Genomic DNA, 24,037 nt, shown 5'->3' on the forward strand with positions numbered 1-24,037 from the left:
CCGAGGAAGGGCCTGGGCGGCCCCGCCGCCCCGCACCGAGGGGTCGTCCCCCTCCGGCGCAAAGCGCCAGAGAGAGGGACGCGGCAAAGCCGCTCAGGGGGAGCTCAATCAGCCTGCTTGCGCAGGAAGGCCGGGATCTCCACATCGTCCATGCCGCCAGAGGCCAGCGCGCTCACACGCTCGGAAGCCTGGGTGCGGTTGGTGCGCCAGACGCTGGGCACATTGGTGTTGGCCGTGCCGTATTCCATGCCGCCCAGGGGAGGCAGGCCCACGGCCACGTTGTCGGTACCGGTACGCAGGCCGCCTTGCACCACCTGGATGTTCTGGCGACGCACATTGGGACGCGACAGGCCGGTGGCCACCACGGTCACACGGATCTCGTCGCCCAGCGAGTCGTCATAGGCGGCGCCATAGATCACATGCGCATCGGGAGACGCGTAGGCGTTGATGGTGGACATGGCCAGACGCGACTCGGACAGCTTCAGACTGCCCTTGGCGGCCGTCACCAGCACCAGCACGCCCTTGGCGCCGGACAGGTCGATGCCTTCCAGCAGCGGGCAGGCCACGGCCTGCTCGGCTGCGATGCGGGCACGGTCGGGACCGGCTGCCTTGGCCGTGCCCATCATGGCCTTGCCGGGCTCGCCCATCACGGTGCGCACGTCTTCGAAGTCGACGTTCACATGGCCGTACTCGTTGATGATTTCAGCAATGCCGCCCACGGCGTTCTTCAGAACATCGTTGGCATGGGCAAAAGCCTCGTCCTGGGAGATATCGTCACCCAGCACATCGAGCAGCTTTTCGTTGAGCACAACGATCAGCGAGTCCACATTCGCTTCCAGCTCGGCCAGGCCGGCGTCAGCGTTCTGCATGCGGCGACCGCCTTCCCACTCGAAAGGCTTGGTCACCACACCCACCGTCAGAATGCCCATTTCCTTGGCCACTCGTGCGATCACAGGCGATGCACCGGTACCCGTACCACCACCCATGCCTGCCGTAATGAAGAGCATGTGCGCGCCTTCGATGGCAGCGCGAATATCTTCCACAGCAGCTTCCGCAGCGTCGCGACCCTTGTCGGGCTTGCTGCCGGCACCCAGGCCGCTGCCACCCAGATGGATGGTGCGGTGAGCACGGCTGCGCAACAGAGCTTGAGCATCGGTATTGGCCGTAATGAATTCGACGCCCTGCACGCTGCGTTCGATCATGTGGTCGACGGCATTGCCGCCGCCACCGCCGACGCCGATCACCTTGATCTGCGTGCCTTGGTTGAATTCTTCGGTTTCAATCATGTCGATAGGCATGGTGGTGCTCCTGTTCTCTAGTGGTGGTTTGTCGCTGCTGTGGAAAAGAAATTTCGAACTCTTGAGGTCTTCGCGGTCTTCGTCGTCGATGCCGCGAAAAATCCATCGTTGGTGGTCCGGTGATGAACATGCGATAGGTGCTCATATCAGAAGTTCCCCACGATGAAGTCCTTGAACCGGCCGAAGGCGGTCTTCATGGAACCGCTCTTCTGGGCCACCTTGTAGCCACGCAGACGTGCCAGGCGCGCTTCATCGAGCAGGCCCATCACGGTGGCGGCACGGGGCTGGGCGACCATGTCGGCCAGCGCACCGGAATATTTGGGAAGACCGCGGCGCACGGGCTTGAGGAAGATGTCCTCGCCCAGCTCGATCATTCCGGGCATGACGGCGCTGCCGCCCGTGAGCACGATGCCCGAGGACAGCACTTCTTCGTAGCCCGACTCGCGGATGACCTGCTGCACCAGCGAGAAGATCTCTTCCACGCGGGGCTCGATCACGCCGGCCAGGGCCTGCTTGCTGATCATGCGCGGGCTGCGGTCACCCAGGCCCGGCACTTCGACCTGGGCATCGGGGTCGGCCAGCAGCTGCTTGGCGTAGCCGCTCTCGACCTTGATGTCCTCGGCATCCTTGGTGGGAGTGCGCAGGGCCATCGCGATGTCGCTGGTGATCAGGTCGCCGGCAATCGGGATCACGGCCGTGTGGCGAATCGCACCGCCGGTGAAGATGGCCACATCGGTCGCGCCCGCGCCGATATCCACCACGGCCACGCCCAGCTCGCGCTCGTCGTCGGTCAGCACGGCCTGGGCCGATGCCAGCGGGTTGAGCAGCAGCTGCTCGACCTCCAGGCCGCAGCGGCGCACGCATTTGATGATGTTCTCGGCCGCGCTCTGGGCACCGGTGACGATATGGATCTTGGCTTCAAGGCGAATGCCGCTCATGCCGATGGGCTCGCGCACCTCGTGGCCGTCGATGACGAACTCCTGCGCCTCGACCAGCAGCAGGCGCTGGTCCGACGAGATATTGATGGCCTTGGCGGTTTCCATCACGCGCGCCATATCGGTGGACGAGACCTCCTTGTCCTTGATGGCCACCATGCCGCTGGAATTCAGGCCGCGGATATGGCTGCCGGTAATGCCGGTGCACACGCGCTGAATCTTGCAGTCGGCCATCAGCTCGGCCTCCTTGAGCGCCTGCTGGATGCTCTGCACGGTCGCATCGATGTTCACGACCACGCCACGCTTCAAGCCGTTGCTGGGGGCAACGCCCAGGCCCGCCAGCTTCAGCTCGCCATTGGACATGACCTCGGCCACCACCGCCATGACCTTGGCCGTGCCGATATCCAGCCCAACAATCACATCCTTGTATTCTCTTGCCATATCAGCTTCCGCCCCCGGTAGGTTCTGTCTTGTCTTTGTGTGCGCCTTGCATGTCTGTTCCCCTGCTCCCGCTCATCGTCTGGCCCTGGCAGCAGCTGCCGGCGCGGAGGTTCCAGTGGTCACGCCCTTGAGTCGCAAGGCATAGCCGTCTTCGTAACGCAGGTCTGCAGACTCCACTGCTGCAGCCGAGCGCTTGTATTGAGAGGTGATCTGAGGCAGCGTGCGCACAAAGCGCTGCACACGCTGCAATATGTCTTCGGTGGTGCCACCGCCCAGTGTCAGCAGTGCATCGTTGTCCAGCACGAGTTCCCAGCTGCCACGCGCATCCAGGGTCAGGCTGTCCAGCTCCACATCGAGTGGCTTCAGCGCCGGCGCCAGTGCGTGATACATCCGCAGCACACGCGGAGCCGAGCCCTCGGGGCCTTGCAGACGCGGCAGTCCTTCGCGGTCCAGCTCGCCCAGATTGGCTTCGAACACTTCGCCGGCCTTGTTGACCAGGCCGGTGCCGGTCTCGGGGCCCCAGAAGGCCTCGGCCACATGCTCCTTGAGCGCCACGCGCAAGCCGTTCGGATACTCGCGGCGCACCTGCGCCTCCTGTACCCAGGGCACCTGCTCGAATGCGTGCTGCGCCGCCTTCAGGTCCACCGTGAAGAAATTGCCCTTGAGCACCGGTGCCACATTGGCACGCAGCGTCACGGCGTTGTTATGCACCAGCTCGCCTTCCACCACGATGCGGCCGATATTGAAGGCCGGAGTTCGCATCAACCACCATCCCACGGCCATCACGCACGCCGTCAAGCACCCCATGAACATCACCGTGGCAGTGATGTTCATGAGCTTGACGTCGAACGGGACGACGGCTGTGGGCTGGCTGCGGTTCATGGCTGCTCCGCTTCTCCATCCAGCGTGCTCATGGCCAGGATGCCAAGGCACAGGTTTTCGTAGCTCACGCCGGAGGCGCGCGCCGCCATGGGGACCAGAGAATGCCCGGTCATGCCAGGCGAGGTGTTGATCTCCAGCAAGAAAGGCTTGCGGTCGCTGGCGCGGATCATGATGTCGGCACGCGCCCAGCCGCGGCAGCCCAGGGTGCGGAAGGCTTTCTCCACGATGCGCTGGATCTCGGCTTCCTCGGCAGCCGGCAGGCCGCTCGGGCAGTGGTACTGCGTCGTATCGGTGAAGTACTTGTTCTGATAGTCGTAGTTGCCTTCGGGCGCCACGATGCGGATCACCGGCAGCGCAGCGGCCTTCGCTCCCGTGCCCAGCACGGGGCAGGTGGTCTCGTCGCCGGCAATGAACTGCTCGCACAGCACTTCTGCGTCGTACTGGGCCGCCAGCTCGTAGGCCCTGGCGCATTCGTCGGCATCCATCACCTTGGTCAGGCCGATGCTGGAGCCGTCGCGTGCAGGCTTGACGATCATGGGAGCACCCAGGGCCTGCAATGCGGCGCGGGTAGCTTCGGCCGAATCGACCATACGCCAGTCCGGCGTGGGCAGACCTTCAAAGCGCCAGATGCGCTTGGTCATGATCTTGTCCATGGCTATGCTGGAAGCCATCACACCCGAACCCGTGTAGGGGATGTCCAGCAACTCCAGCGCGCCCTGCACCGTGCCGTCCTCGCCATAGCGGCCATGCAGCGCGATGAAGCAGCGGTCAAAGCCTTGCGCCTTGAGCTGGTCCAGGCCCTGCTCGGCGGGGTCGAACTTGTGGGCATCGACGCCCTTGGACTGCAGCGCTGCCAGCACGCCGGTGCCGGACATCAGCGAGACCTCGCGCTCGGACGAGCGCCCCCCCATCAGCACTGCGACCTTGCCCAGTGCCTTCACGTCGATATTGGTACCAAACATGCTCATTGCGCGCTCCCTGCGGGCGCAGCCAGCTCTTGTTTCTGAAGCATTTCAACCAGTTTCCCGGGCACGGCACCAATCGATCCCGCTCCCATGCACAGCAATACATCACCTGCTTGCGCATTGGCGGCGATGGCTGCCGGCATATCGGCAATGTTTTCCACAAATACAGGCTCGACTTTGCCGGCCACGCGCAAAGCGCGGGCCAGGGAGCGACCGTCGGCGGCCACGATGGGAGCCTCGCCTGCGGCATAGACCTCGGCCAGCAGCACGGAATCGGCGCTGCCTATGACTTTCACGAAGTCCTCGAAACAGTCGCGTGTGCGGCTGTAGCGATGCGGCTGAAAGGCCAGCACCAGGCGCTGGCCCGGGAAGGCGCCGCGTGCTGCAGCCAGCGTGGCGGCCATTTCCACAGGGTGGTGACCGTAGTCGTCGATGACGGTGAACATGCCGCCATCGGCAGCCGGCAGCTCGCCATAGCGCTGGAAGCGCCGTCCCACGCCCTTGAAGCCTTCCAGGGCACGCAGCAGCGCTTCATCGGAAATCTCGAGCTCCATGGCGACCGCCACGGCAGACAGGGCGTTGAGCACGTTGTGCTCGCCGGGCAGACTCAGAACGACTTCGAGGTCGGGGTAGCTCTGTCCGTTCTGGCGTCGCACGGTAAAGCGCATGCGACCGGCTTCGGCACGCACGTTCACGGCACGCACCTGGGCATCTTCGGCAAAGCCGTAGGTCGTGACCGGGCGGGCCAGCCTGGGCAATATCTCGCGCACGGCAGGACTGTCGACGCAGAGAATGGCACGGCCGTAAAACGGCATGCGGTGCAGAAAGTCGACAAAGGCCTGCTTGAGACGGCCAAAGTCATGGCCGTAGGTTTCCATGTGGTCGGCGTCGATATTGGTGACGACGGCCATCACGGGCAGCAGGTTCAGGAAGGAAGCATCGGACTCGTCGGCCTCGACCACGATGTAGTCGCCGTGACCCAGCTTGGCATTCGCGCCAGCGCTGTTGAGCTTGCCGCCAATCACGAAAGTAGGGTCCAGGCCGGCCTCGGCCAGCACGCTGGTCACCAGGCTGGTGGTGGTGGTCTTGCCATGCGCGCCGGCAATGGCGATGCCCTGCTTGAAGCGCATCAGCTCGGCCAGCATCAGGGCACGGGGAACCACCGGAATCTTTTTCTCGCGGGCCGCCAGAACCTCGGGGTTGTCGCCCTGCACGGCCGTGGAGGTCACCACGGCATCGGTGCCGGCGACGTTCTCGGCCGCATGACCGACAAAGGTCTTGATGCCCAGGCCGGCCAGGCGGCGCAGCGTGGCGCTGTCAGCCAGGTCGGAACCTGAAATGGCGTAACCCAGGTTGTGCAGAACCTCTGCAATACCGCTCATGCCGGCGCCGCCAATACCGACAAAGTGAATGTGATGAATGGCGTGTTTCATGCTGCCAACTCCTCACAAGCGGCGACCACCTTCGCGGTGGCATCAGTCTTTTGCATTTTCTTCGCGAGTTCAGCGCGCTCCAACAGCGTCGCACGCTGCATATTTTGTAGCATTTCCGCCAACCCTTGGGCGCTCAAAGTACTTTGAGGCTGTAACCAACCGCCACCGGCATCCACCAGGAAGCGGGCATTGCTGGTCTGGTGGTCATCCACCGCCGCCGGGAAGGGCACATAGACCGCTGCAGCCCCTACGGCAGCGATCTCGGTCACGGTGCTGGCACCGGCACGGCAGACCACGAGATCGGCATCGGCAAAAGCCTTGGCCGTGTCGTCGATGAAAGGAGTCAGCTCGGCCTGCACGCCGGCAGCCTGATAGTTGGCACGCAGCGCATCGATCTGGGCCGTACCGCTTTGGTGCAGCACCACGGGGCGCTGATCGGCAGGCATCAGGGCCAGAGCCTGGGGCACGATCTCATTGAGCGCCCTGGCTCCCAGGCTGCCGCCCACGACGAGCAGCTTCAGCGGGCCGCTGCGACCGGCAAAGCGCTGGGCCGGCTCGGCCTGCTCCAGAAAAGCCTGACGCAGCGGGTTGCCCACCCATTCGCCCTTGGCAAACACCTTGGGGAAAGCCGTGAACACGCGCCTGGCCACCTTGGCCACGACCTTGTTGGCCATGCCGGCCACGGAGTTCTGCTCGTGCAGCACCACGGGCACGCCGGACAGCGCGGCCATCAGGCCTGCGGGCACGGTGAGATAACCGCCCAGGCCGATGACCACATCGGGCTGCACGCGCCTGATGACGCTGCGCGCCTGTGCAAAGGCCTTGCTCAGCTTGAAGGGCAGCTGCAGCAAAGTCTTGACGCCCTTGCCGCGCACGCCGCCGAACTCGATGGTCTCGAGTGCAAAGCCCTGCGGCGGCACGATGCGCGACTCCATGGAGCCCGGCGCGCCCAGCCAGTGCACATTCCAGCCGCGTGCGCGCAGTTCCTGCGCCACGGCCAGCCCGGGGAAGATATGGCCGCCGGTTCCACCGGCGATCACCAGCGCGGTGCGCTGCCTGTTTTGCTGAACGGGAAGCGTCATGCGTGACCTCCCTTCATCAGCAGCTTGTTTTCGTAATCGACTCGGAGCACCACAGCTATCGCAATCAAATTCATCAAAATGGCCGAACCGCCAAAACTCATCAACGGCAGAGTCAGGCCTTTGGTTGGCAGGGCGCCCAGATTCACACCCATGTTGATAAAGGCCTGGAAGCCCATCCAGATCGCCACGCCCTCCGCCACAAGGCCGGCAAAGACACGGTCCAGCGCGATGGCCTGACGGCCGATCAGCATGATGCGGCGGGTGAGCCAGAAGAAGACTGCCGCAATCAGCAGCAGACCGACCAGACCGAATTCCTCGCCGATCACGGCCAGCAGGAAGTCGGTATGCGCTTCGGGCAGCCAGTGCAGCTTTTCCACGCTGCGGCCCAGGCCCACGCCAAAGATCTCGCCCCGCCCGATGGCGATCAGCGCATGCGAGAGCTGATAGCCCTTGCCCAGCGCATGCTTTTCATCCCAGGGATCAAGGTAGGCAAAAATACGTTCGCGTCGCCACTCCGAGGTGGCGATGATCATGCCGAAGGCCAGCACCACCAGCAGCGCGATGATGAAGAACATGCGCGCATTCACGCCGCCCAGGAACAGAATGCCCATGGAGATCACGACGATCACCATGAAGGCCCCCATGTCGGGCTCGGCCAGCAGCAGCACACCCACCACGACCACGGCCAGCCCCATGGGCAGCACGGCGCGGAAGAAGCGCTCCTTGACCTCCATCTTGCGCACCATGTAGTCGGCCGCATAGATCAGGATGGAGAACTTGGCGAGCTCCGAAGGCTGGAAGTTCATGATGCCCAGCGACAACCAGCGCCGCGCGCCGTTGACCACCGTGCCCACATGCGGAATCAGCACCGCCACCAGCAGCACGATGGAGATCAGGAACAGCTTGCGTGCCACCTTCTCCCAGACATTCATGGGTACCTGGAAGGCCAGCAGCGCGGCCACAAAGGCCATGCCTATCGACATGGTGTGGCGCAGCAGGAAGTGATAGGGCTCGATCTTGCCGAAGCGCGGGTTGTCGGGCATCGCAATCGATGCCGAATACACCATGACCAGACTCCAGGACAGCAAGGCGATGACGACCCAGATCAGAGCCTGGTCCAGCCCCAGGACGCTGGCGGGCGTGCGGGTCGGACGGTCGTACACGGGCCCGCCCACGCGCACCGGCAGCACGTCGATGGGCTTGTCCCCGACCGTACGAAACCACGAACGCATGCGGCCGGAGAGGCTGGTCATGAAGGCGGCTGTCATGCGCCGTCCTCCAGTTGCTGGCCGGCTTCCAGCGCCAGCTCGCGCACCGCTTCCACAAACTGGTGGGCGCGGTCCGCGTAGTCCTTGAACATGTCCATGCTTGCGCAGGCCGGCGAGAGCAGCACTGCATCGCCCGCATGGGCCAGACGCGCGGCCTGCTGCACTGCGTCCTGCATGGTGGCGGCATCGACCAGGGTCACGCCGGTGTCGCCCAGGGCCTCGCGAATCTGCGGCGCGTCCTGGCCGATCAGCACGGCCGCGCGCACATAGCGCGAAACGGGAGCAGCCAGCGGCGTGAAGTCCTGGCCCTTGCCCAGACCGCCCAGAATCACCACGATGCGGTGGTCCGGCCCCAGGCCCATGAGGGCGGCCACGGTGGCACCCACATTCGTGCCCTTGCTGTCGTCAAAGTATTCGACATCGCCCACCCGGCCCACGGGCTGTACGCGGTGCGGCTCGCCCCGGTATTCGCGCAGGCCGTAGAGCAGCGGTGCCAGCGTGCATCCCGCGCCGGTCGCCAGCGCCAGGGCCGACAGCGCATTGATGGCGTTGTGGCGGCCGCGGATGCGCAGCGCATCGGCGGGCATCAGGCGCACGATGTGCAGATCGTCGACGTTCTTGCCCTTGCTGGTTTCGTCGGCCTCGTGGGCGCGCACCAGCCAGGTCATGCCGTTGACCACCTCCAGACCGAAGTCGCCAGGGCGGCGCGGCATGTCGCCGCCAAAGGTGACATGGGCGCGCTGGAAAGTCTTGCCGCGCTTGCCGGGCACCGCCACAGGCGCGGGCAGCATGGCCATGACGACGGGATCTTCACGGTTGAGGACCATCAGAGCCTGCTCGCCAAAGACATGGGCCTTGGCGTCGGCATAGGCCTGCATGCCTCCATGCCAGTCGAGATGGTCCTGGGTGATATTGAGCACCGTGGCCGCCGTGGGCTCGAAGCCGCGGCAGTCATCGAGCTGGAAGCTGGACAGCTCCAGCACCCAGGCCTGGGGCAGCGTCTCGGCATCGATGCGCCCGGACAGGGTGTCGAGCAGCGTGGGACCGATATTTCCGGCCACGCCCACGCTCAATCCGCCATGCTCCAGCAGCTGACCGGTCAGCGAGGTGACCGTGGTCTTGCCGTTGGTGCCGGTAATGCCCAGCAACTTGGGCGCATAGCCATGGGCTTCGCGCAGGCCCTTGAGCGCAAAGGCAAACAGATCGAGTTCGCCGCCCGTGGGCAGGCCGATGCTGCGCGCGGCATTGAAGACCGGCGCCACGCTGGCCGGGCTCAGGCCCGGCGAACGATAGACGGAGCTCAGGCTCTGGCCATCGACCAGGGCCGCCGTGAATGCGCCGGCGACAAAGCGCACGCCGGGCAGCTCGGTCTGCAGCGCAGACAGATAAGGCGGGACTTCGCGCGTGTCTGCCACCGTGACGTCGGCACCGGCACGCACGCACCAGCGGGCCATCGCAATACCCGAGATGCCCAGACCCAGAATCAGCACGCGCTGACCCTGCAGATGCTGGGCCGCGCCTTGCGGCCAATGCACGGGGACAGGCGGCAGTTCCACCGCCTCCTGCTGCTCGGCTTCGGGCTGCGGCTCGGCGGCAGTCACTTCGGCGTCGGCCGCGTCGGAGATGCTGGGATCGGCAAAGATCTGTGCCACAAAGGCGGCCGCATCCCTGGCGGCCGTCAAGGTGGAGATATCGGGCACCGGCTCGGCATCCAGCGTCTTGGCGATGATGGCAGGCGCTTCTATTTCAGGAGCTTCTTGCGCTTGCTCCTGAATCATTTCAGACATATTTTCATCTGAAATGCTTTGCAGATCAACGATAGGCGCTTGCGTTTGCATAGCATCCACATCCGGCTGCAGAGCCTGATCGTCGAGCTTGAGGTCTTCGTCTTGCATGGCGACTACCTCAGCTTCAGGGTGGACAGGCCCAGCAGGCACAGCAGCATGGTGATGATCCAGAAACGGATCACGACCTGGGTCTCCTTCCAGCCGCTCTTTTCAAAGTGGTGGTGCAGCGGAGCCATCTTCAGCAGGCGACGGCCCTCACCATAGCGCTTCTTCGTGTACTTGAAGTAAGTCACCTGCAGCATCACCGAGATGGCTTCCGCCACAAAGATGCCGCCCATCACGGCCAGCACGATTTCCTGGCGCACGATCACGGCAATCGTGCCCAGTGCGGCGCCCAGCGCCAGCGCGCCCACGTCGCCCATGAAGACCTGGGCAGGGTGTGCGTTGAACCAGAGAAAAGCCAGACCGGCGCCCGCCATGGCGCCGCAGAACACCATCAGCTCGCCCGTTCCGGGGATACTGGGAAACAGCAGATAGCGCGCATAGGTGGCATTGCCGGTCACATAGGCAAAGATGCCCAGGGCCGTGCCGACCATGATGACGGGCATGATGGCCAGGCCATCGAGGCCGTCGGTCAGGTTCACGGCATTGCTGGCGCCCACGATGACCAGATAGGTCATGACGATGAAGCCCAGCACGCCCAGCGGGTAGCTGACCTCCTTGAAGAAGGGCACCATCAGGCCGGCCTTGGGCGGCAGGTCCATGGAAAAGCCAGACTGCACCCAGGAGATGAACAGGCCGAAAACCTCGGCGTTGTTGTTCTCGGAAATGCAGAACACCAGATACAGAGCGGCCAGCAGGCCGATGACGGACTGCCAGAAATACTTCTCGCCCGAGCGCATGCCCTCGGGGTCCTTGTTGACGACCTTGCGCCAGTCGTCCACCCAGCCAATCGCACCGAAGCCCAGCGTGACCAGCAGCACGATCCAGACAAAGCGGTTGGACAGGTCAAACCACAGCAGGGTGGAAACGGCAATCGAGAACAGAATCAGCACGCCGCCCATGGTGGGCGTGCCGCTTTTGACCAGATGGGTCTCCATGCCGTAGCCGCGCACGGGCTGACCGATCTTGAGTGCGGTCAGCATGCGAATCGCCCTGGGGCCGACGATCAGGCCGATCAGCAAGGCGGTGACGGCGGCCAGCACGGCACGCAGCGTCAGGTATTGAAAGACGCGCAGAAAGCCGAAATCCGGCGAAAGCCCTTGCAGCCATTGAGCCAGCATCAGCAGCATGCGGCCTCCCCGCAGTTGCCCTGCTTGTTGTCTGCGCAGGCTTCAATGCTCTGCACCACTTGCTCCATCTTCATGAACCGCGAACCCTTGACCAAAACGCTACCTACCTTGGGTAAAACTGCGCACACCGCCTGCTCAAGGGCGGCCATGCTATCAAAATGCCTAGCACCACTGCCGAAGGCAGAGGCCGCAAACGCGCTTTGCTCGCCCAGAGCAAAGACCTGGGCAATCCCGGACTGCCGCGCCAGTGCACCGGCTTCGGCATGGAACTGCGGGCCGTTGTCGCCGACCTCGCCCATATCGCCCAGCACCAGCAACTGCGGCGCAGGCAGCTCGGCGAGCACGGCAATGGCGGCGGCCACCGAATCGGGGTTGGCGTTGTAGCTGTCATCAACCACCGTGACGCCTTGGCCATTGACCTGCACGGCCAGCGCGCGCGAACGGCCGGTCACGGGCTCGAAGCCGGACAGTCCCTTCGCAATGGCCGCCAGAGACACACCGGCGGCATGGGCGCAGGCAGCCGCGGCCAGTGCGTTGCGCACGTTGTGGCGGCCGGCAATATGCAGCTGCACGGCTGCCACGCCTTGCGGCGTGTTCAGTGCAAAGCTCCAGGCGCCGTCGGCCCAGACCACATCGCTGGCAAAAACCTGGGCACCGGCAACGGCCTCGCCAAACATCAGGCAGGAGCGGCCGGCGGCCAGCTCCGTCCACAGCGGGGTGTACGTATCGCCAGCGGGAAAGATGGCCACGCCGTCCCGGGGCAGAAAGCCCAGCACCGAGCCGTTTTCACGCGCCACGGCTTCCACCGTACCCATGAACTCCTGGTGTTCGCGCTGGGCATTGTTGACCAGGGCCACCGTGGGCTGGCCGATGGCGGCCAGCTCGGCAATCTCACCGGGGTGGTTCATGCCCATCTCCAGCACCGCAATACGATGCGCGCCCGTCATGCGCAGCAGGTTCAGCGGCATGCCGATGGAGTTGTTGAAATTGCCGCGCGTGGCCAGCGCTGCCTCGCCCTGCGCGCCCACGTGCGCGCGCAGGACGGAGGCAATCATCTGCGTGACCGTGGTCTTGCCATTGCTGCCGGTCACGGCAATCAGCGGCAGATCGAACTGCGCACGCCAGGCCCGCGCCAGCGCACCCAGCGCCAGCAGGGTGTCCGGCACTTCGATGCCGGCCATGCCTGCGGTCTCCAGTCCGTGGCTGGCAACAGCAGCCACGGCACCTGCGGCCTGCGCCTGGGACAAAAAATCATGGGCGTCAAAACGCTCGCCCTTCAGTGCCACGAACAAGTCCCCGTCCTGCAGCGTGCGCGTATCGGTGTGCACGCGTGCCAGCTCCAGCTGGCCGTTGCCGACCAGGCGGGCTTGGGGGATATGCGTCTGGATCAGCTCCAGCGCTTTTGCCAGGGTCATCATGACCGAATCTTTCCTTCGCGGGCTGCGAGCGCCTTGTGCGCCTCAGCCATGTCGGAGAACGGATGGCGCACGCCCTTCGTCTCCTGATAGTCCTCATGTCCCTTGCCGGCAATCAGCACCACATCGCGCGCATCGGCATGGGCAATGGCTTGGGCAATGGCCGCCGCGCGGTCGGCCTGAACATGCAATGTCTCGCCCGCCTGCATGCCGGCCAGAATCTGGTCGATGATGCTTTCGGGCACTTCACTGCGCGGGTTGTCGCTGGTGACGAAAACGCCGTCGGCATTCGCCTGGGCGGCTTGTCCCATCAACGGGCGCTTGCTGTTGTCCCTGTCACCGCCGCAGCCGAACACGCACCACAGCTTGCCCTGGCGCTGCCGGGCGGCGGGCTGCAGGGCGCGCAAGGCCTTCTCCAGTGCATCGGGAGTATGGGCATAGTCCACGGCCACCAGAGGCTGGCCGGGCTTGACGATCTGCTGCATGCGACCGGGCACGGGCTCCAGATGGGCGCAGGCAGCCACAGCCTCTTCCAGCGTCAGGCCCAGGCAACGCAGGGCGGCCAGTACCCCGAGCAGGTTGGAGACGTTGTACTGGCCGACCAGACGCGTATTCATGCGCAGGCTGTGCCCGGCTTCCAGCACGGTAAAGCTCAGACCCTCGTCGCCCAGACCGATGTCCTTGGCCTGCAGGCGCGCCGGCCCCTGGATGGAGACACTCCACACATCCATTGCGCGGCCTTGCAGCCTGGCCCAGAGCCTGGCACCGTGTGCGTCATCGATGTTGACCACGGCCGTCGGCAGGCCGGGCCAGTCGAACAGCTGGGCCTTGGCCTGCCAGTAGGCATCCATGCTGCCGTGGTAGTCCAGGTGGTCCTGCGTGAAATTGGTGAACAGCGCCACGCGAATCTTGCTGCCGTCCAGGCGGTGCTCGACGATGCCGATGGACGAAGCCTCGATGGCGCAGGCCGCGAGGCCCTGGTCGGCGTAGCTGCGGAACACGCGCTGCAGCAGCACCGGATCCGGCGTGGTCATGCCCGTCGACTCCAATGCAGGCGGCACGCCCACACCCAGGGTGCCGACCAACGCACAACCGGTGCGCGTGTTCAACGTCACTTTCGAGAGCGCATGTGCCAGCCACCAGGCAGTGGTGGTCTTGCCATTGGTGCCGGTCACGGCCAGCACGTCGAGCTCGCCACTGGGATGCGCAAACCATTGGTCGGCAATCAGGCCCGTGGCGGCCTTCAGCCCCTTGAGCGAGGCAATGCGGTCGCCACTCAGATCAAAGGCCTGCAGGCCATCGGCCTCCACCAGCACGGCAGCGGCGCCCTGGGCCAGGGCCTGGCCCACATAGGCCCGGCCATCGGTGGCAGCACCGGGCCAGGCGACAAAGGCATCGCCGGCCTTGACCTTGCGGCTATCGGTCTGCAGCTCACCCTGCACGCGGCTGCGCAGCCAGGCGACGGCCTCGGCTGCATTGTTCAGGATTTGAATGGGGGTGCTCATAGCACAGGCTCCTCAGCGGGTGCAGCCACGATCTGAGGCTTGACTTCCTTGTCGGGCTGAACGCCCATGAAACGCAATGTCTGCTGGACTACGTCCGCAAACACGGGACCGGCCACCGTGCCGCCGTAGTAGGAACCGGCCGTAGGCTCGTCCACCATCACGGCCACGATGATGCGCGGCTTGTCGATGGGGGCGATGCCCGTGAACCAGGCGCGGTACTTGCCCGCGGCATAGCTCTTGCCGACCTGCTTGCGGGCAGTGCCCGATTTGCCGCCGATGGTGTAGCCCTCGGCCTGGGCCTTCTGGCCGGTACCGCCAGGGCCTGCAGCCATGCGCAGCATGTGCAGCACCGCCTCGGCGTTTTCCTTGGAGATCACGCGCACGCCCACGGGAGGCTCGGTCGTTTTCAGAATCGTCGAGGGAATGACATTGCCCTCGTTGGAGAACACGGTATAGGAGCGCGCCATCTGGAACAGCGAGGCCGACAGGCCATAGCCATAGGACATGGTGGCCTGCTCGATGGGCTTCCAGGTCTTCCAGGCACGCAGACGCCCCGAGACCGCGCCCGGAAACTGAATCTGCGGCTTCTGGCCAAAGCCCAGAGCGCTGAAGTACTCCCACATCTCCTGGGGCGACAGCCTTTGCGCGACCTTGGTTGCACCCACGTTGCTGGACTTCTGGATCACGCCCTCCACCGTCAGCGCGCCGTAGTTGTGCGTGTCGGTGATGGTGGAACCCGTCACCGTATAGCGGCCGGGTGAGGTATCGATGATGGTGGACGGCTTGACGCGCCTGAGCTCCAGTGCCGTGGCAATGGTGATGGGCTTCATGGTCGAGCCAGGCTCGAAGGTGTCGGTCAGCGCGCGATTGCGCAGCTGCTCGCCCGTCAGGTTCTTGCGGTGGCCGGGGTCATAGCTGGGATAGTTCGCCAGGGCCAGCAGCTCGCCGGTGTGCGCATCCATCACCACGACGCTGCCAGCCTTGGCTTTTTGCGACTCCACCTGCTGCTTGAGCTTCTGGTAGGCGTAGTACTGCACCTTGCTGTCGATGGACAGCTGAATGTCCTGGCCATCCTGGGGCGGCACCTCCTCGCCCACGCCTTCGACCACACGGCCCAGGCGGTCCTTGATCACGCGACGCGAACCGGGCCGCCCCGCCAGTTCCTTGTCAAAGGCCAGCTCCATGCCTTCCTGACCATGGTCTTCCACATTGGTGAAGCCCACGATATGCGCAGCCGACTCTCCTTCGGGATACTGGCGCTTGTATTCCTTGCGGTTGTAGATGCCCTTGATATTGAGCGCCACGATCTTCTGGCCCACGTCCCAGTCCAGCTGACGCTTGACCCAGACGAAGGTCTTGTCCTCGACATCCAGCTTCTCCATCAGGGAGCGCAGCGGCATGTCCATGAGACGCGCCACCTCCTTGAGCTTTTGCTGCACGTCGGGATCCTTCAGATCCACATCTTCCGGAATGGCCCAGATGCTGGCCGCCGGCACGCTGGATGCCAGGATCAGGCCGTTGCGATCCAGCAAACGGCCACGGTTGGCCGGCAGCTCCAGGGTACGCGCAAAGCGCACCAGACCCTGGCGCTTGAAGAAGTCGTTGCCGAACACCTGCACATAGGCGGCACGCGCGCCCAGGCCCACAAAGCCCAGCGCCAGCGCAGCCACGATGAACTTGCTGCGCCACAGCGGCGTCTTGGAGGCCAGCAGTGGACTGGTGGTGTAGAGCACGCTGCGTGTCATCGCGCCGCTCCCGCAGCAGATTCCTGCACATACTGGGTGATCGCGGGCGAAGCGGGCTTCATCTGCAGCTTTTCGCGCGCCAAGGTCTCGATGCGCTGAGGCGTGGCCTGAGCACGCTTTTCCACCTGCAGGCGCAGTTGGTCGGTCGCCAGACGACGCGCCTCTGCCTCGGCGCGGTCCAGCTCGGTGAACAGGCGACGCGACTCATACTGGGTATGCACCAGAAAAATGGCGCTGGTCATGACCGCCAGCAGCAGCAGCAGGTTTATGCGCAGCATGGCAGCCCTCCCGCAGCCATGCTCGAGGCGGCATGGCGATGCATCATGCAGGCACCTCGGTGCGCTCGGCAACGCGCATCACAGCAGAGCGCGAGCGCGGATTGGCAGCCACCTCGGCAGCACTGGGCTTGATGCGCTCCAGCGCCTTCAGCCGCATCGGTGTAGGGGGAGCAAACGGCGCACGGCGGTCGTAGACTTCCTTGGAATGCTTGGCAATGAACTGCTTGACGATGCGATCTTCCAGCGAGTGGAAGCTGATCACGGCCAAGCGTCCGCCTGGCGCCAGCACGCGCAGACTGGCTTCTAGCGCCTGCTCAAGCTCCTGAAGTTCGGCATTGATGAAAATCCGAAGAGCCTGGAAGGTCCGTGTTGCCGGGTTCTGCCCAGCCTCGCGGGTCTTGACCGCGCCAGCCACGAGTTGGGCCAGCTCGGCAGTGGTGCGTAATGGGCCCTGGCTTTCGCGCCTAGCAACAATCGCCTTTGCAATGGGGCCAGCAAACCGTTCTTCGCCGTAGTCACGTATCACCTCCGCAATCTGCTGCACTTCCGCGTCTTCAAGCCACTCGGCAACGCTTTGACCACGCGTGGTGTCCATGCGCATGTCGAGGGGGCCATCAAAGCGGAAGCTGAAGCCCCGGTCCGGGTTGTCGATCTGGGGCGAGCTCACGCCCAGGTCCATCAACACCCCTTGCACACTGCCTTCGGGCAGCTCGCTCAGATGGCGAAATCCTTCATGCCGAATCGAAAAACGCGCATCGGTGATGCGCGCCGCCTCAGCAATTGCGTCCGGGTCTTTGTCGAACGCAATCAGACGCCCGTCCGGCCCCAGCCTTCGCAAAATGAGCCGAGAATGACCGCCCCGACCGAACGTCGCATCGACCCACTGGCCGGCAGGCGGCTCAGCGGCACCACCCAGCAGGGCGTCCACGGCCTCGTCCAGCAAGACGGTGATATGTTGCAACGGCTGATTCACAAGCACTTCCTACAAAACAAAATCCTGGAAAGCCGCCGGCATCGGTTGCTGGCGCGCTTCCGCTTCGCGCATTTCATAAGTGGCCTTGTCCCAGACCTCGAAATGCGCCCCCATGCCCAGCATCAAGACCTCTTTGGTCAGACCTGTGGCCTCACGCAACTCGGGCGAAATCAGCAGCCGACCGGTTGCATCCATCTCCGCATCCATGGCATTGCCCAGAAAAATCCGCTTCCACCACTGAGCCGTAATGGGCAGTTGCGCGACACGCTCGCGAAACTGCAGCCACTCGGGGCGCGGAAACAGCAACAGACAGCCATCGGGATGCTTGGTGAAAGTGACCTGCCCCTCAGCCAAGGACAAAAGGGCGTCACGATGCCGGGTCGGCACTGAAAGCCGCCCCTTTCCATCGAGATTCAGCGAAGACGCCCCTTGAAACACGGCTGGTTACTCCGGTCATCTGGAGCCACTCACTCCCCAAAATAGGGCGCGAGGGCAGCTTTCACCACTTAATTGCACTTTTTTGCACTGTAGCAGCAATTTCAGGTGATTCCAAACCCGGAGGAACAATTATTTGCAATGAAATCAAGCACTTAGAGAGAAAAAGAAAAGCCTTATTCCGAAAATACCTTTCCTTTACAAGCACTTAGCAAAGTCAATGCAAGTGGACTCTCATTAGGTGGCGTCAATTGCAACCATTCAATTCAATGGAAAGAACTGATTGAAGTCTCGACCTTCTCCTACAAATGCAAACTGCCCGCACAGGCGGGCAGCTGGTTTCAAGCGCTGCGCTCCTCAAAGAATGAAGCGCGACAGATCCTCATCCTTGCTCAGCACCTGCAGGCGCTGATCGACATAGGCCGCATCGATGACCACGGTCTGGCCCGAAAGCTTGGCCGCATCGAAGCTGACTTCGTCAAGCAGACGCTCCATCACGGTCGACAGGCGCCGCGCACCGATGTTCTCGGTACTCTCGTTGACGTCAAAGGCAATCGTCGCCAGACGCGTAATGCCCTCGGGCTTGAACTCCAGGGTCACGCCTTCGGTCGCCAGCAGCGCCTGGTATTGCTTGACCAGGGAGGCGTGAGTCTGCATGAGAATCGCCTCGAAGTCCTGAACCGACAGAGATTCCAGTTCCACGCGAATGGGAAAGCGTCCCTGCAGCTCGGGAATCAGGTCGCTGGGCTTGGACAGATGGAAAGCGCCCGAAGCGATGAACAGAATGTGGTCTGTCTTGACCACCCCGTACTTGGTCGAGACGCTGGTGCCCTCGACCAGCGGCAGCAGGTCGCGCTGCACGCCCTGGCGCGAGACGTCGGAGCCGCTGGTTTCCTGGCGCGTCGCCACCTTGTCGATTTCATCGATGAAGACGATGCCGTTTTGCTCGGCATTGGCGATGGCACGGGTCTTGACGTCTTCCTCGTTGACCATCTTGGCCGCCTCCTCATCGGTCAGCAGCTTCAAGGCCTCGGCGATCTTGAGCTTGCGCGTCTTGCGCTTTTCCTGGCCCATATGGCTGAACATGCCGCGCAACTGCTCGGCCATCTCCTCCATGCCCTGGGGTCCCATGATCTGAACCTGGGGCATCTGCTCGGCGATGTCGATCTCGATTTCCTTGTCGTCAAGCTGACCTTCGCGCAGCTTCTTGCGGAAAACCTGGCGCGCCGTGTTGTCGGCCGGCACTTCGCCGGTGCGGGCCTGCGGGATCAGCACATCGAGAATGCGCTCCTCGGCGGCATCCTCAGCGCGGGCACGCATCTTCTTCATGTCCGACTCGCGCGTCTGCTTGACGGCAACCTCGGCCAGATCACGGATGATCGCGTCCACATCCTTGCCCACATAGCCCACCTCGGTGAACTTGGTTGCTTCGACCTTGATGAAGGGCGCATCGGCGAGCTTTGCAAGGCGGCGGGCGATCTCCGTCTTGCCGACGCCCGTGGGGCCGATCATCAGAATGTTCTTGGGCGTGATTTCCTGGCGCAGGCCCTCGGGCACCTGCTGGCGGCGCCAGCGATTGCGCAAGGCAATCGACACCGCGCGCTTGGCACCGTGCTGGCCGACGATGTGCTTGTCCAGCTCGGAGACGATCTCCTGGGGAGTCATGGCAGAAGACATGTGAATTCTCAGTCAAATATGCCTCTAGCGCCCATCCATAAAGCGCCAGCAGCTATCAATTCGGATAGTCGAGGTGCTTACAGCGTCTCGATCGTGTGATTCATATTGGTGTAGATGCACAGCTCGCCGGCAATCGCCAGGGATTTGCGCACCACATCCTCAGCCGACAGCTCGGTATTGTTCAGCAAGGCCTTGGCGGCGGAATGCGCATAGGCACCGCCGGAGCCGATGGCCACGATGCCCTGCTCGGGCTCCAGAACGTCGCCATTGCCGGTGATGATGAGCGAGGTCGTTGCATCGGCCACTGCCAGCATGGCTTCTAGCTTGCGCAGCACACGGTCGGTACGCCACTCCTTGGTCAGCTCGATCGCGGCGCGGGTCAGATTGCCCTGGTGCTTTTCCAGCTTGGCCTCGAAGCGCTCGAACAGCGTGAAGGCATCTGCGGTGGCCCCCGCAAAACCCGCCAGCACCTTGCCGTGATAGAGCTTGCGCACCTTGCGCGCCGTGCCCTTGATGACGATGTTGCCCAATGTGACCTGACCATCACCGCCGATGGCGACTTGCACGCCCTCGGGAGTCTGGCGGCGCACGCTCAAAATGGTGGTGCCGTGAAACTGTTCCATCCGCCGCAGTTGGGGGCTGCCTGCGGCAACCTCAAGAGCGTCAGCAAAAGAAATTGCAGGGCGCGCAAGCACGGAGCGCTGCAAGGCGGCTCAAGCCGACTAATCCCGCCTTGGAAGTACCTGGGCGTGCTCCTGAATGCCCACGACATTGAAGAACACCGCCAGCAGCTGATGCAGCTGGCTGAACTGCAGCACATGACCCAGCTCCTGCATCTGAGCCGACCAGTTCAGCACCGAGCCGGCTGCCGCAAAGTCCATGCGCACCAGACGCATACAGTCAATCGCGATGGCTTCGCCAAGCTTGGCCTTCTCCTGCACTTCGGCCAGCCAGGGCAAGGCGTCGCCGTCGATCACGCCCTGCAGCGCAAAACGTGGCTTGTGCTCTTTCCACAGCATGCCGGGCTGAAGCGTATCCGGCCCCAGAAGCCGGCTGTCCTGCGGGCGCTGGTTCTGCGCCTGCCCTTCATTCGCATACGCGCACAGCGGATCTTCCCATGAGGGGGGCGACAACTCGTAGGTCACGCAGTAGTCAAGCGCCGTCAGCTCAAATTCGTCCTGCAGATGCATCAGGCGCTGCATGGCCAGACGCAAATACCACCAGTCCTGATCGACAGAGCGGTCACCGGACGGGGTGTGCTTGCTGAGCACCGCCAGCAATCTCTCGTGACCGGCAAAAACCAGAGATCCTTTTTCGCCAGCCCAGCGCTGCGCCGCATCCAGCAGCGGTTTCTGGACGCCGGAGCCAAAGCCTTCCAGAGCGCTCCAGTCCATGACTGCACCGCCGACGCTGCGCGCCTTGTTGGCCAGCAAGGCCTTGAAGCCGGATTCATCCAGCTGCACCGGCGCCTGCCAGCGCAGGCCTGTCGACGCTGCAGCGGCATCCGACGGGGTTTCGCTGAGTCGGCCGGCCTGCTGCGGCATCACAAACCACTGCGGGGCCGAGCGCCCGAAGCGCGCCACGAAGTCCATGGCCGCGTCTTCGAAATGGGCCTGCATGCCAGCCGCACGGTACATATCCAGCAAGGCCAGCCAGACCTGCAACTGCGCTGGCGTATCCTGGGCGCGCTCGGCAATCAAGGCCTTGAGACAGGCCTCTGCCGCAGCGTTATCACCGCTGGCAAACACAATCGCGGCATCCTCCAGCGCGGCGTCGTGCTCGAAGCGCGCAAAGGATGGCGGCACCATATTGATATCGGTCGGGGCTGAAACCTCGGTCGTCGCAAACCCCGGGGAAAAATCCGTCTCGCCACGCAGGCCAGGCATGCCCACCGGATGGCCCTGCCCGCCCGACGGCGGCAGCTTGATGTCGCTGGGCAACACATCCTGCAGCAAAGGCAGGGTGCTGATCGAAGGCGGCTGGGTTTTGAACACCGAAGGCATGGTGTTCCCCTCCTCGGGCAGCTGCAACGGCATGGTCGCGGCATCGGCAGCCTGCTTGCCGCGCCACCATTGCTGGGCCATCTGCGCTTCGATCTCGTCGATCTTCTTGATGGTCTCCGCGCGCTCGCCGGGGACGGAGCTTTGGGCAGTATGCAAAAAAGAGGACGCCGCCAGCGGCGTGGGCGTATCGAGGGGAGCCCTGGCGCTCAGCGCCGCCTTGGACAACTGGGCCTGACGCAGCTTGCGCAGCTGCTCAAACTCGCGCTTGCGCACAAAGTCGTTCTGGCGCTTGCGCTCCAGCATTTCCTTGAGCGCCTGCTTGCTGTACTGGCTTTCCTCGCTGTCCTGGTTGAGATTCTCCAAATCGGACCAGTTCACGGTCGGGTGACGCACAAAACGCGCCACCTTGGACAGCAGCCCTCCCGATTTGTTTTCTTCTTTCACCATGGTCCTCTAGTTTGCTGCCTGCTGCCCCACCAACACCTGACGCAGATCAATCGCCGTACATCTTCTGCTTGAGCTCACGGCGCTGCTGGGCTTCCAGCGACAGTGTAGCCGTGGGACGCGCCAGCAGTCGACCGACGCCGATGGGCTCGCCGGTTTCATCGCAGTAGCCGTAGTCGCCGGCATCAATGCGGGCGATGGACTGGTCGATCTTCTTGAGCAGCTTGCGCTCGCGGTCGCGGGTGCGCAGCTCGAGAGCATGCTCTTCCTCGATGGTGGCGCGATCGGCGGGATCGGGCACCACCACGGTGTCTTCACGCAGGTTTTCTGCGGTTTCACCGGCATTCACATGCATGTCGTTCTTGAGCGCGACCAGCTTGCGACGGAAGTACGCCAGCTGTGCGTCGTTCATGTAATCGTCATCGGACATGGCCAGCACTTCAGCATCGGTCAGCTCCTCTACCGACTTGGTCTTCCAGGCGTTGGCCAGCTTGGGGTCTTTCTTGGGCACAGCTTGCTTTGTGTTGGTCATTGCTTTCGTATCTCTCATGGTTGCCGCTGCCTTGGCTGCCGAAGCGGCCACGAGCGGAACATCTGTTTCAGGCTGCCGCGCAGGAGGCGATGCAGAACGCTTGGATCTGGACGATTTGGAAGAGTTTTCCGTTGCTGCAGGTGCCAGCACCGGGTTGTCCAACGCGGCGTCCACCAAAGAGGTCTCGACGCTGCGGGTGTGCACAGCCTCTGCCGCAGTCCTGACTGCAGCCTTGGGCGGTTTACTTTTCACAGCGGTCACGTCCTGTCTCCTTACAGTACAGAGCCCTTGCCGGGCCGGATTGCTCCAACACCCTCTTTAGGGGCGGCATTGTAGCCACGCAAGTCACCCCTGCCCGTCTCCGTTGCACATACCCCACAATTTGCAACAAAGCCTGCGCCTGTTTCGAGCAGTTTGCGAGAAATAACAGACAAAAAAAACGGCCTGCTTGGCAGGCCGTCAGTGATTGTCAGCAAACCGTTAGCTTTCGCCAAAACGGCAGGCAAACTCAGGGTTTACACCAGACATTGGTCCAGTCCCTGGCGGAGGATGTCCTGGGGTAGATCGATACCGATGAAGACCATTTTGCTTACACGCTTTTCGTCGGCTTCCCACTCCGGGCCCAGATCGCTGCCCATGAGCTGGTGCACGCCCTGGAAGATGACCTTGCGGCTGGTGCCCTTCATGTCAAGCACGCCCTTGTAGCGCAGCATCTTGGGGCCGTAGATATTGACGATGGCGCCCAGGAAGTCTTCCAGCTTGGCGGGGTCGAACGCGCGATCGGCGCGGTAGACGAAGCTCTTCACATCATCGTCGTGGTGATGGTGGTGCGGGTGATTGCAGTGTTCGCCATGTTCGTGGTCATGGTGGTCGTGGCCGCAATGCTCGTCATGCTGGTGTCCATGGTCGTGATCGTGCTCGCATTGGCCATGGTCATGGTCGCAGGCACTGTGGTCATGATGATCGTGCTCGTGACCCTCTTCCTTGAGAAAGTCGGGGTCGATATCCAGCTTGGCGTTCAGGTTGAAGCCACGCAGGTCGAACACTTCGCTCAGGGGCACATCGCCAAAATGTACGGCGCGAATAGGCGCACGCGGGTTCATGTGCTTGAGGCGATGGATCAGAGCCTCTTTTTCCGCGTCCGTCACCAGATCGGTCTTGGACAGGAACATCTGGTCGGCAAAGCCCACCTGGCGGCGCGCTTCCTGACGATCGTCGAGCTGCTGGTTGGAATGCTTGGCATCCACCAGAGTGATGATGGAGTCGATCAGATAGGTCTCGGCGATCTCGTCATCCATGAAGAAGGTCTGGGCCACGGGACCGGGATCGGCCAGACCGGTGGTCTCGATCACGATGCGGTCGAAGTCCACCTGTCCCTTGCGGCGCTTGGCGGCCAGCAGTTGCAAGGCCTCGCGCAGATCTTCACGGATGGTGCAGCAGATGCAGCCGTTGCTCATCTGCAGAATCTGTTCTTTCGACTCGGTCTTGAGAATATCGGTGTCGATGTTCTCCTCACCGAATTCGTTCTCGATCACGGCAATCTTCATGCCGTGGGATTCGTGCAGCACGCGCTTGAGCAGCGTGGTCTTGCCCGAGCCCAGAAAGCCCGTGAGGATGGTGACTGGAATGAGAGCCATGCGTTGAAAC

20 protein-coding genes are annotated in these 24,037 nt (G+C 63.2%); all 20 read right to left on the bottom strand.

What is annotated here, in order from left to right; translation table 11 throughout:
* Positions 1-104 precede the first annotated feature (104 nt).
* The 20 genes from ftsZ to FSY59_RS13175 all read right to left on the bottom strand — a co-directional run bounded on the left by ftsZ (position 105) and on the right by FSY59_RS13175 (position 24,027).
* Positions 105-1,298: a cell division protein FtsZ gene (gene ftsZ, locus FSY59_RS13080; protein ID WP_003051295.1), complete on the bottom strand. Its 1,194-nt coding sequence runs from the start codon at positions 1,296-1,298 to the stop codon at positions 105-107.
* A 146-nt stretch (positions 1,299-1,444) separates the two neighbouring features.
* On the bottom strand, positions 1,445-2,674 hold the full coding sequence (ftsA, locus tag FSY59_RS13085) for a cell division protein FtsA (protein ID WP_003051293.1): 1,230 nt from the start codon (positions 2,672-2,674) through the stop codon (positions 1,445-1,447).
* A gap of 72 nt (positions 2,675-2,746) precedes the next feature.
* Positions 2,747-3,556 carry a cell division protein FtsQ/DivIB gene (locus tag FSY59_RS13090; RefSeq protein ID WP_003051290.1) on the bottom strand — a complete coding sequence of 270 codons (810 nt, stop codon included), beginning with the start codon at positions 3,554-3,556 and terminating at the stop codon, positions 2,747-2,749.
* Positions 3,553-4,524 carry a D-alanine--D-alanine ligase gene (locus tag FSY59_RS13095; RefSeq protein ID WP_003051287.1) on the bottom strand — a complete coding sequence of 324 codons (972 nt, stop codon included), beginning with the start codon at positions 4,522-4,524 and terminating at the stop codon, positions 3,553-3,555. Before FSY59_RS13095 ends, FSY59_RS13090 begins: the two co-directional genes overlap by 4 nt.
* Positions 4,521-5,954, bottom strand: a complete 1,434-nt coding sequence (gene murC / locus FSY59_RS13100; RefSeq protein WP_148729090.1) for a UDP-N-acetylmuramate--L-alanine ligase — start codon at positions 5,952-5,954, stop codon at positions 4,521-4,523. Before murC ends, FSY59_RS13095 begins: the two co-directional genes overlap by 4 nt.
* Positions 5,951-7,036, bottom strand: a complete 1,086-nt coding sequence (gene murG, locus FSY59_RS13105) for an undecaprenyldiphospho-muramoylpentapeptide beta-N-acetylglucosaminyltransferase (protein WP_148729091.1) — start codon at positions 7,034-7,036, stop codon at positions 5,951-5,953. Before murG ends, murC begins: the two co-directional genes overlap by 4 nt.
* On the bottom strand, positions 7,033-8,304 hold the full coding sequence (gene ftsW / locus FSY59_RS13110) for a putative lipid II flippase FtsW (RefSeq protein WP_003051279.1): 1,272 nt from the start codon (positions 8,302-8,304) through the stop codon (positions 7,033-7,035). The genes murG and ftsW overlap by 4 nt, the downstream gene beginning before the upstream one ends.
* Positions 8,301-10,199: a UDP-N-acetylmuramoyl-L-alanine--D-glutamate ligase gene (gene murD, locus FSY59_RS13115; RefSeq protein WP_148729092.1), complete on the bottom strand. Its 1,899-nt coding sequence runs from the start codon at positions 10,197-10,199 to the stop codon at positions 8,301-8,303. The genes ftsW and murD overlap by 4 nt, the downstream gene beginning before the upstream one ends.
* Positions 10,200-10,204: 5 nt before the next feature.
* Complete coding sequence (gene mraY / locus FSY59_RS13120; protein ID WP_043006060.1) at positions 10,205-11,383, bottom strand: phospho-N-acetylmuramoyl-pentapeptide-transferase; 1,179 nt, start codon at positions 11,381-11,383, stop codon at positions 10,205-10,207.
* Complete coding sequence (gene murF / locus FSY59_RS13125) at positions 11,374-12,801, bottom strand: UDP-N-acetylmuramoyl-tripeptide--D-alanyl-D-alanine ligase (RefSeq protein WP_050873880.1); 1,428 nt, start codon at positions 12,799-12,801, stop codon at positions 11,374-11,376. The genes mraY and murF overlap by 10 nt, the downstream gene beginning before the upstream one ends.
* On the bottom strand, positions 12,798-14,303 hold the full coding sequence (locus FSY59_RS13130) for a UDP-N-acetylmuramoyl-L-alanyl-D-glutamate--2,6-diaminopimelate ligase (protein WP_148729093.1): 1,506 nt from the start codon (positions 14,301-14,303) through the stop codon (positions 12,798-12,800). The genes murF and FSY59_RS13130 overlap by 4 nt, the downstream gene beginning before the upstream one ends.
* Positions 14,300-16,048: a penicillin-binding protein 2 gene (locus FSY59_RS13135; RefSeq protein WP_003051266.1), complete on the bottom strand. Its 1,749-nt coding sequence runs from the start codon at positions 16,046-16,048 to the stop codon at positions 14,300-14,302. The genes FSY59_RS13130 and FSY59_RS13135 overlap by 4 nt, the downstream gene beginning before the upstream one ends.
* Positions 16,045-16,326 (bottom strand): cell division protein FtsL, encoded by a 282-nt coding sequence (gene ftsL, locus FSY59_RS13140; protein WP_003051263.1) that lies wholly within the window; start codon positions 16,324-16,326, stop codon positions 16,045-16,047. Before ftsL ends, FSY59_RS13135 begins: the two co-directional genes overlap by 4 nt.
* A gap of 43 nt (positions 16,327-16,369) precedes the next feature.
* Positions 16,370-17,299 (bottom strand): 16S rRNA (cytosine(1402)-N(4))-methyltransferase RsmH, encoded by a 930-nt coding sequence (gene rsmH / locus FSY59_RS13145; protein ID WP_003051257.1) that lies wholly within the window; start codon positions 17,297-17,299, stop codon positions 16,370-16,372.
* Positions 17,300-17,308: 9 nt separating this feature from the next.
* Positions 17,309-17,737 carry a division/cell wall cluster transcriptional repressor MraZ gene (gene mraZ, locus FSY59_RS13150; RefSeq protein ID WP_003051254.1) on the bottom strand — a complete coding sequence of 143 codons (429 nt, stop codon included), beginning with the start codon at positions 17,735-17,737 and terminating at the stop codon, positions 17,309-17,311.
* A gap of 354 nt (positions 17,738-18,091) precedes the next feature.
* Positions 18,092-19,411 carry an ATP-dependent protease ATPase subunit HslU gene (hslU, locus tag FSY59_RS13155; RefSeq protein ID WP_003051251.1) on the bottom strand — a complete coding sequence of 440 codons (1,320 nt, stop codon included), beginning with the start codon at positions 19,409-19,411 and terminating at the stop codon, positions 18,092-18,094.
* Positions 19,412-19,488: 77 nt separating this feature from the next.
* Complete coding sequence (gene hslV / locus FSY59_RS13160; protein ID WP_003051248.1) at positions 19,489-20,034, bottom strand: ATP-dependent protease subunit HslV; 546 nt, start codon at positions 20,032-20,034, stop codon at positions 19,489-19,491.
* Between the two features lie 99 nt (positions 20,035-20,133).
* Positions 20,134-21,861 carry an STAS domain-containing protein gene (locus tag FSY59_RS13165; RefSeq protein ID WP_148729094.1) on the bottom strand — a complete coding sequence of 576 codons (1,728 nt, stop codon included), beginning with the start codon at positions 21,859-21,861 and terminating at the stop codon, positions 20,134-20,136.
* A 46-nt stretch (positions 21,862-21,907) separates the two neighbouring features.
* Positions 21,908-22,651, bottom strand: coding sequence for an RNA polymerase-binding protein DksA (gene dksA / locus FSY59_RS27370; protein WP_003051237.1), 744 nt, complete (start codon positions 22,649-22,651; stop codon positions 21,908-21,910).
* Positions 22,652-22,905: 254 nt separating this feature from the next.
* Positions 22,906-24,027, bottom strand: a complete 1,122-nt coding sequence (locus tag FSY59_RS13175) for a GTP-binding protein (protein ID WP_043375167.1) — start codon at positions 24,025-24,027, stop codon at positions 22,906-22,908.
* Positions 24,028-24,037: the final 10 nt, after the last annotated feature.

Source organism: Comamonas sp. Z3, from assembly GCF_008121565.1.
Lineage (GTDB): Bacteria > Pseudomonadota > Gammaproteobacteria > Burkholderiales > Burkholderiaceae_C > Comamonas > Comamonas brasiliensis.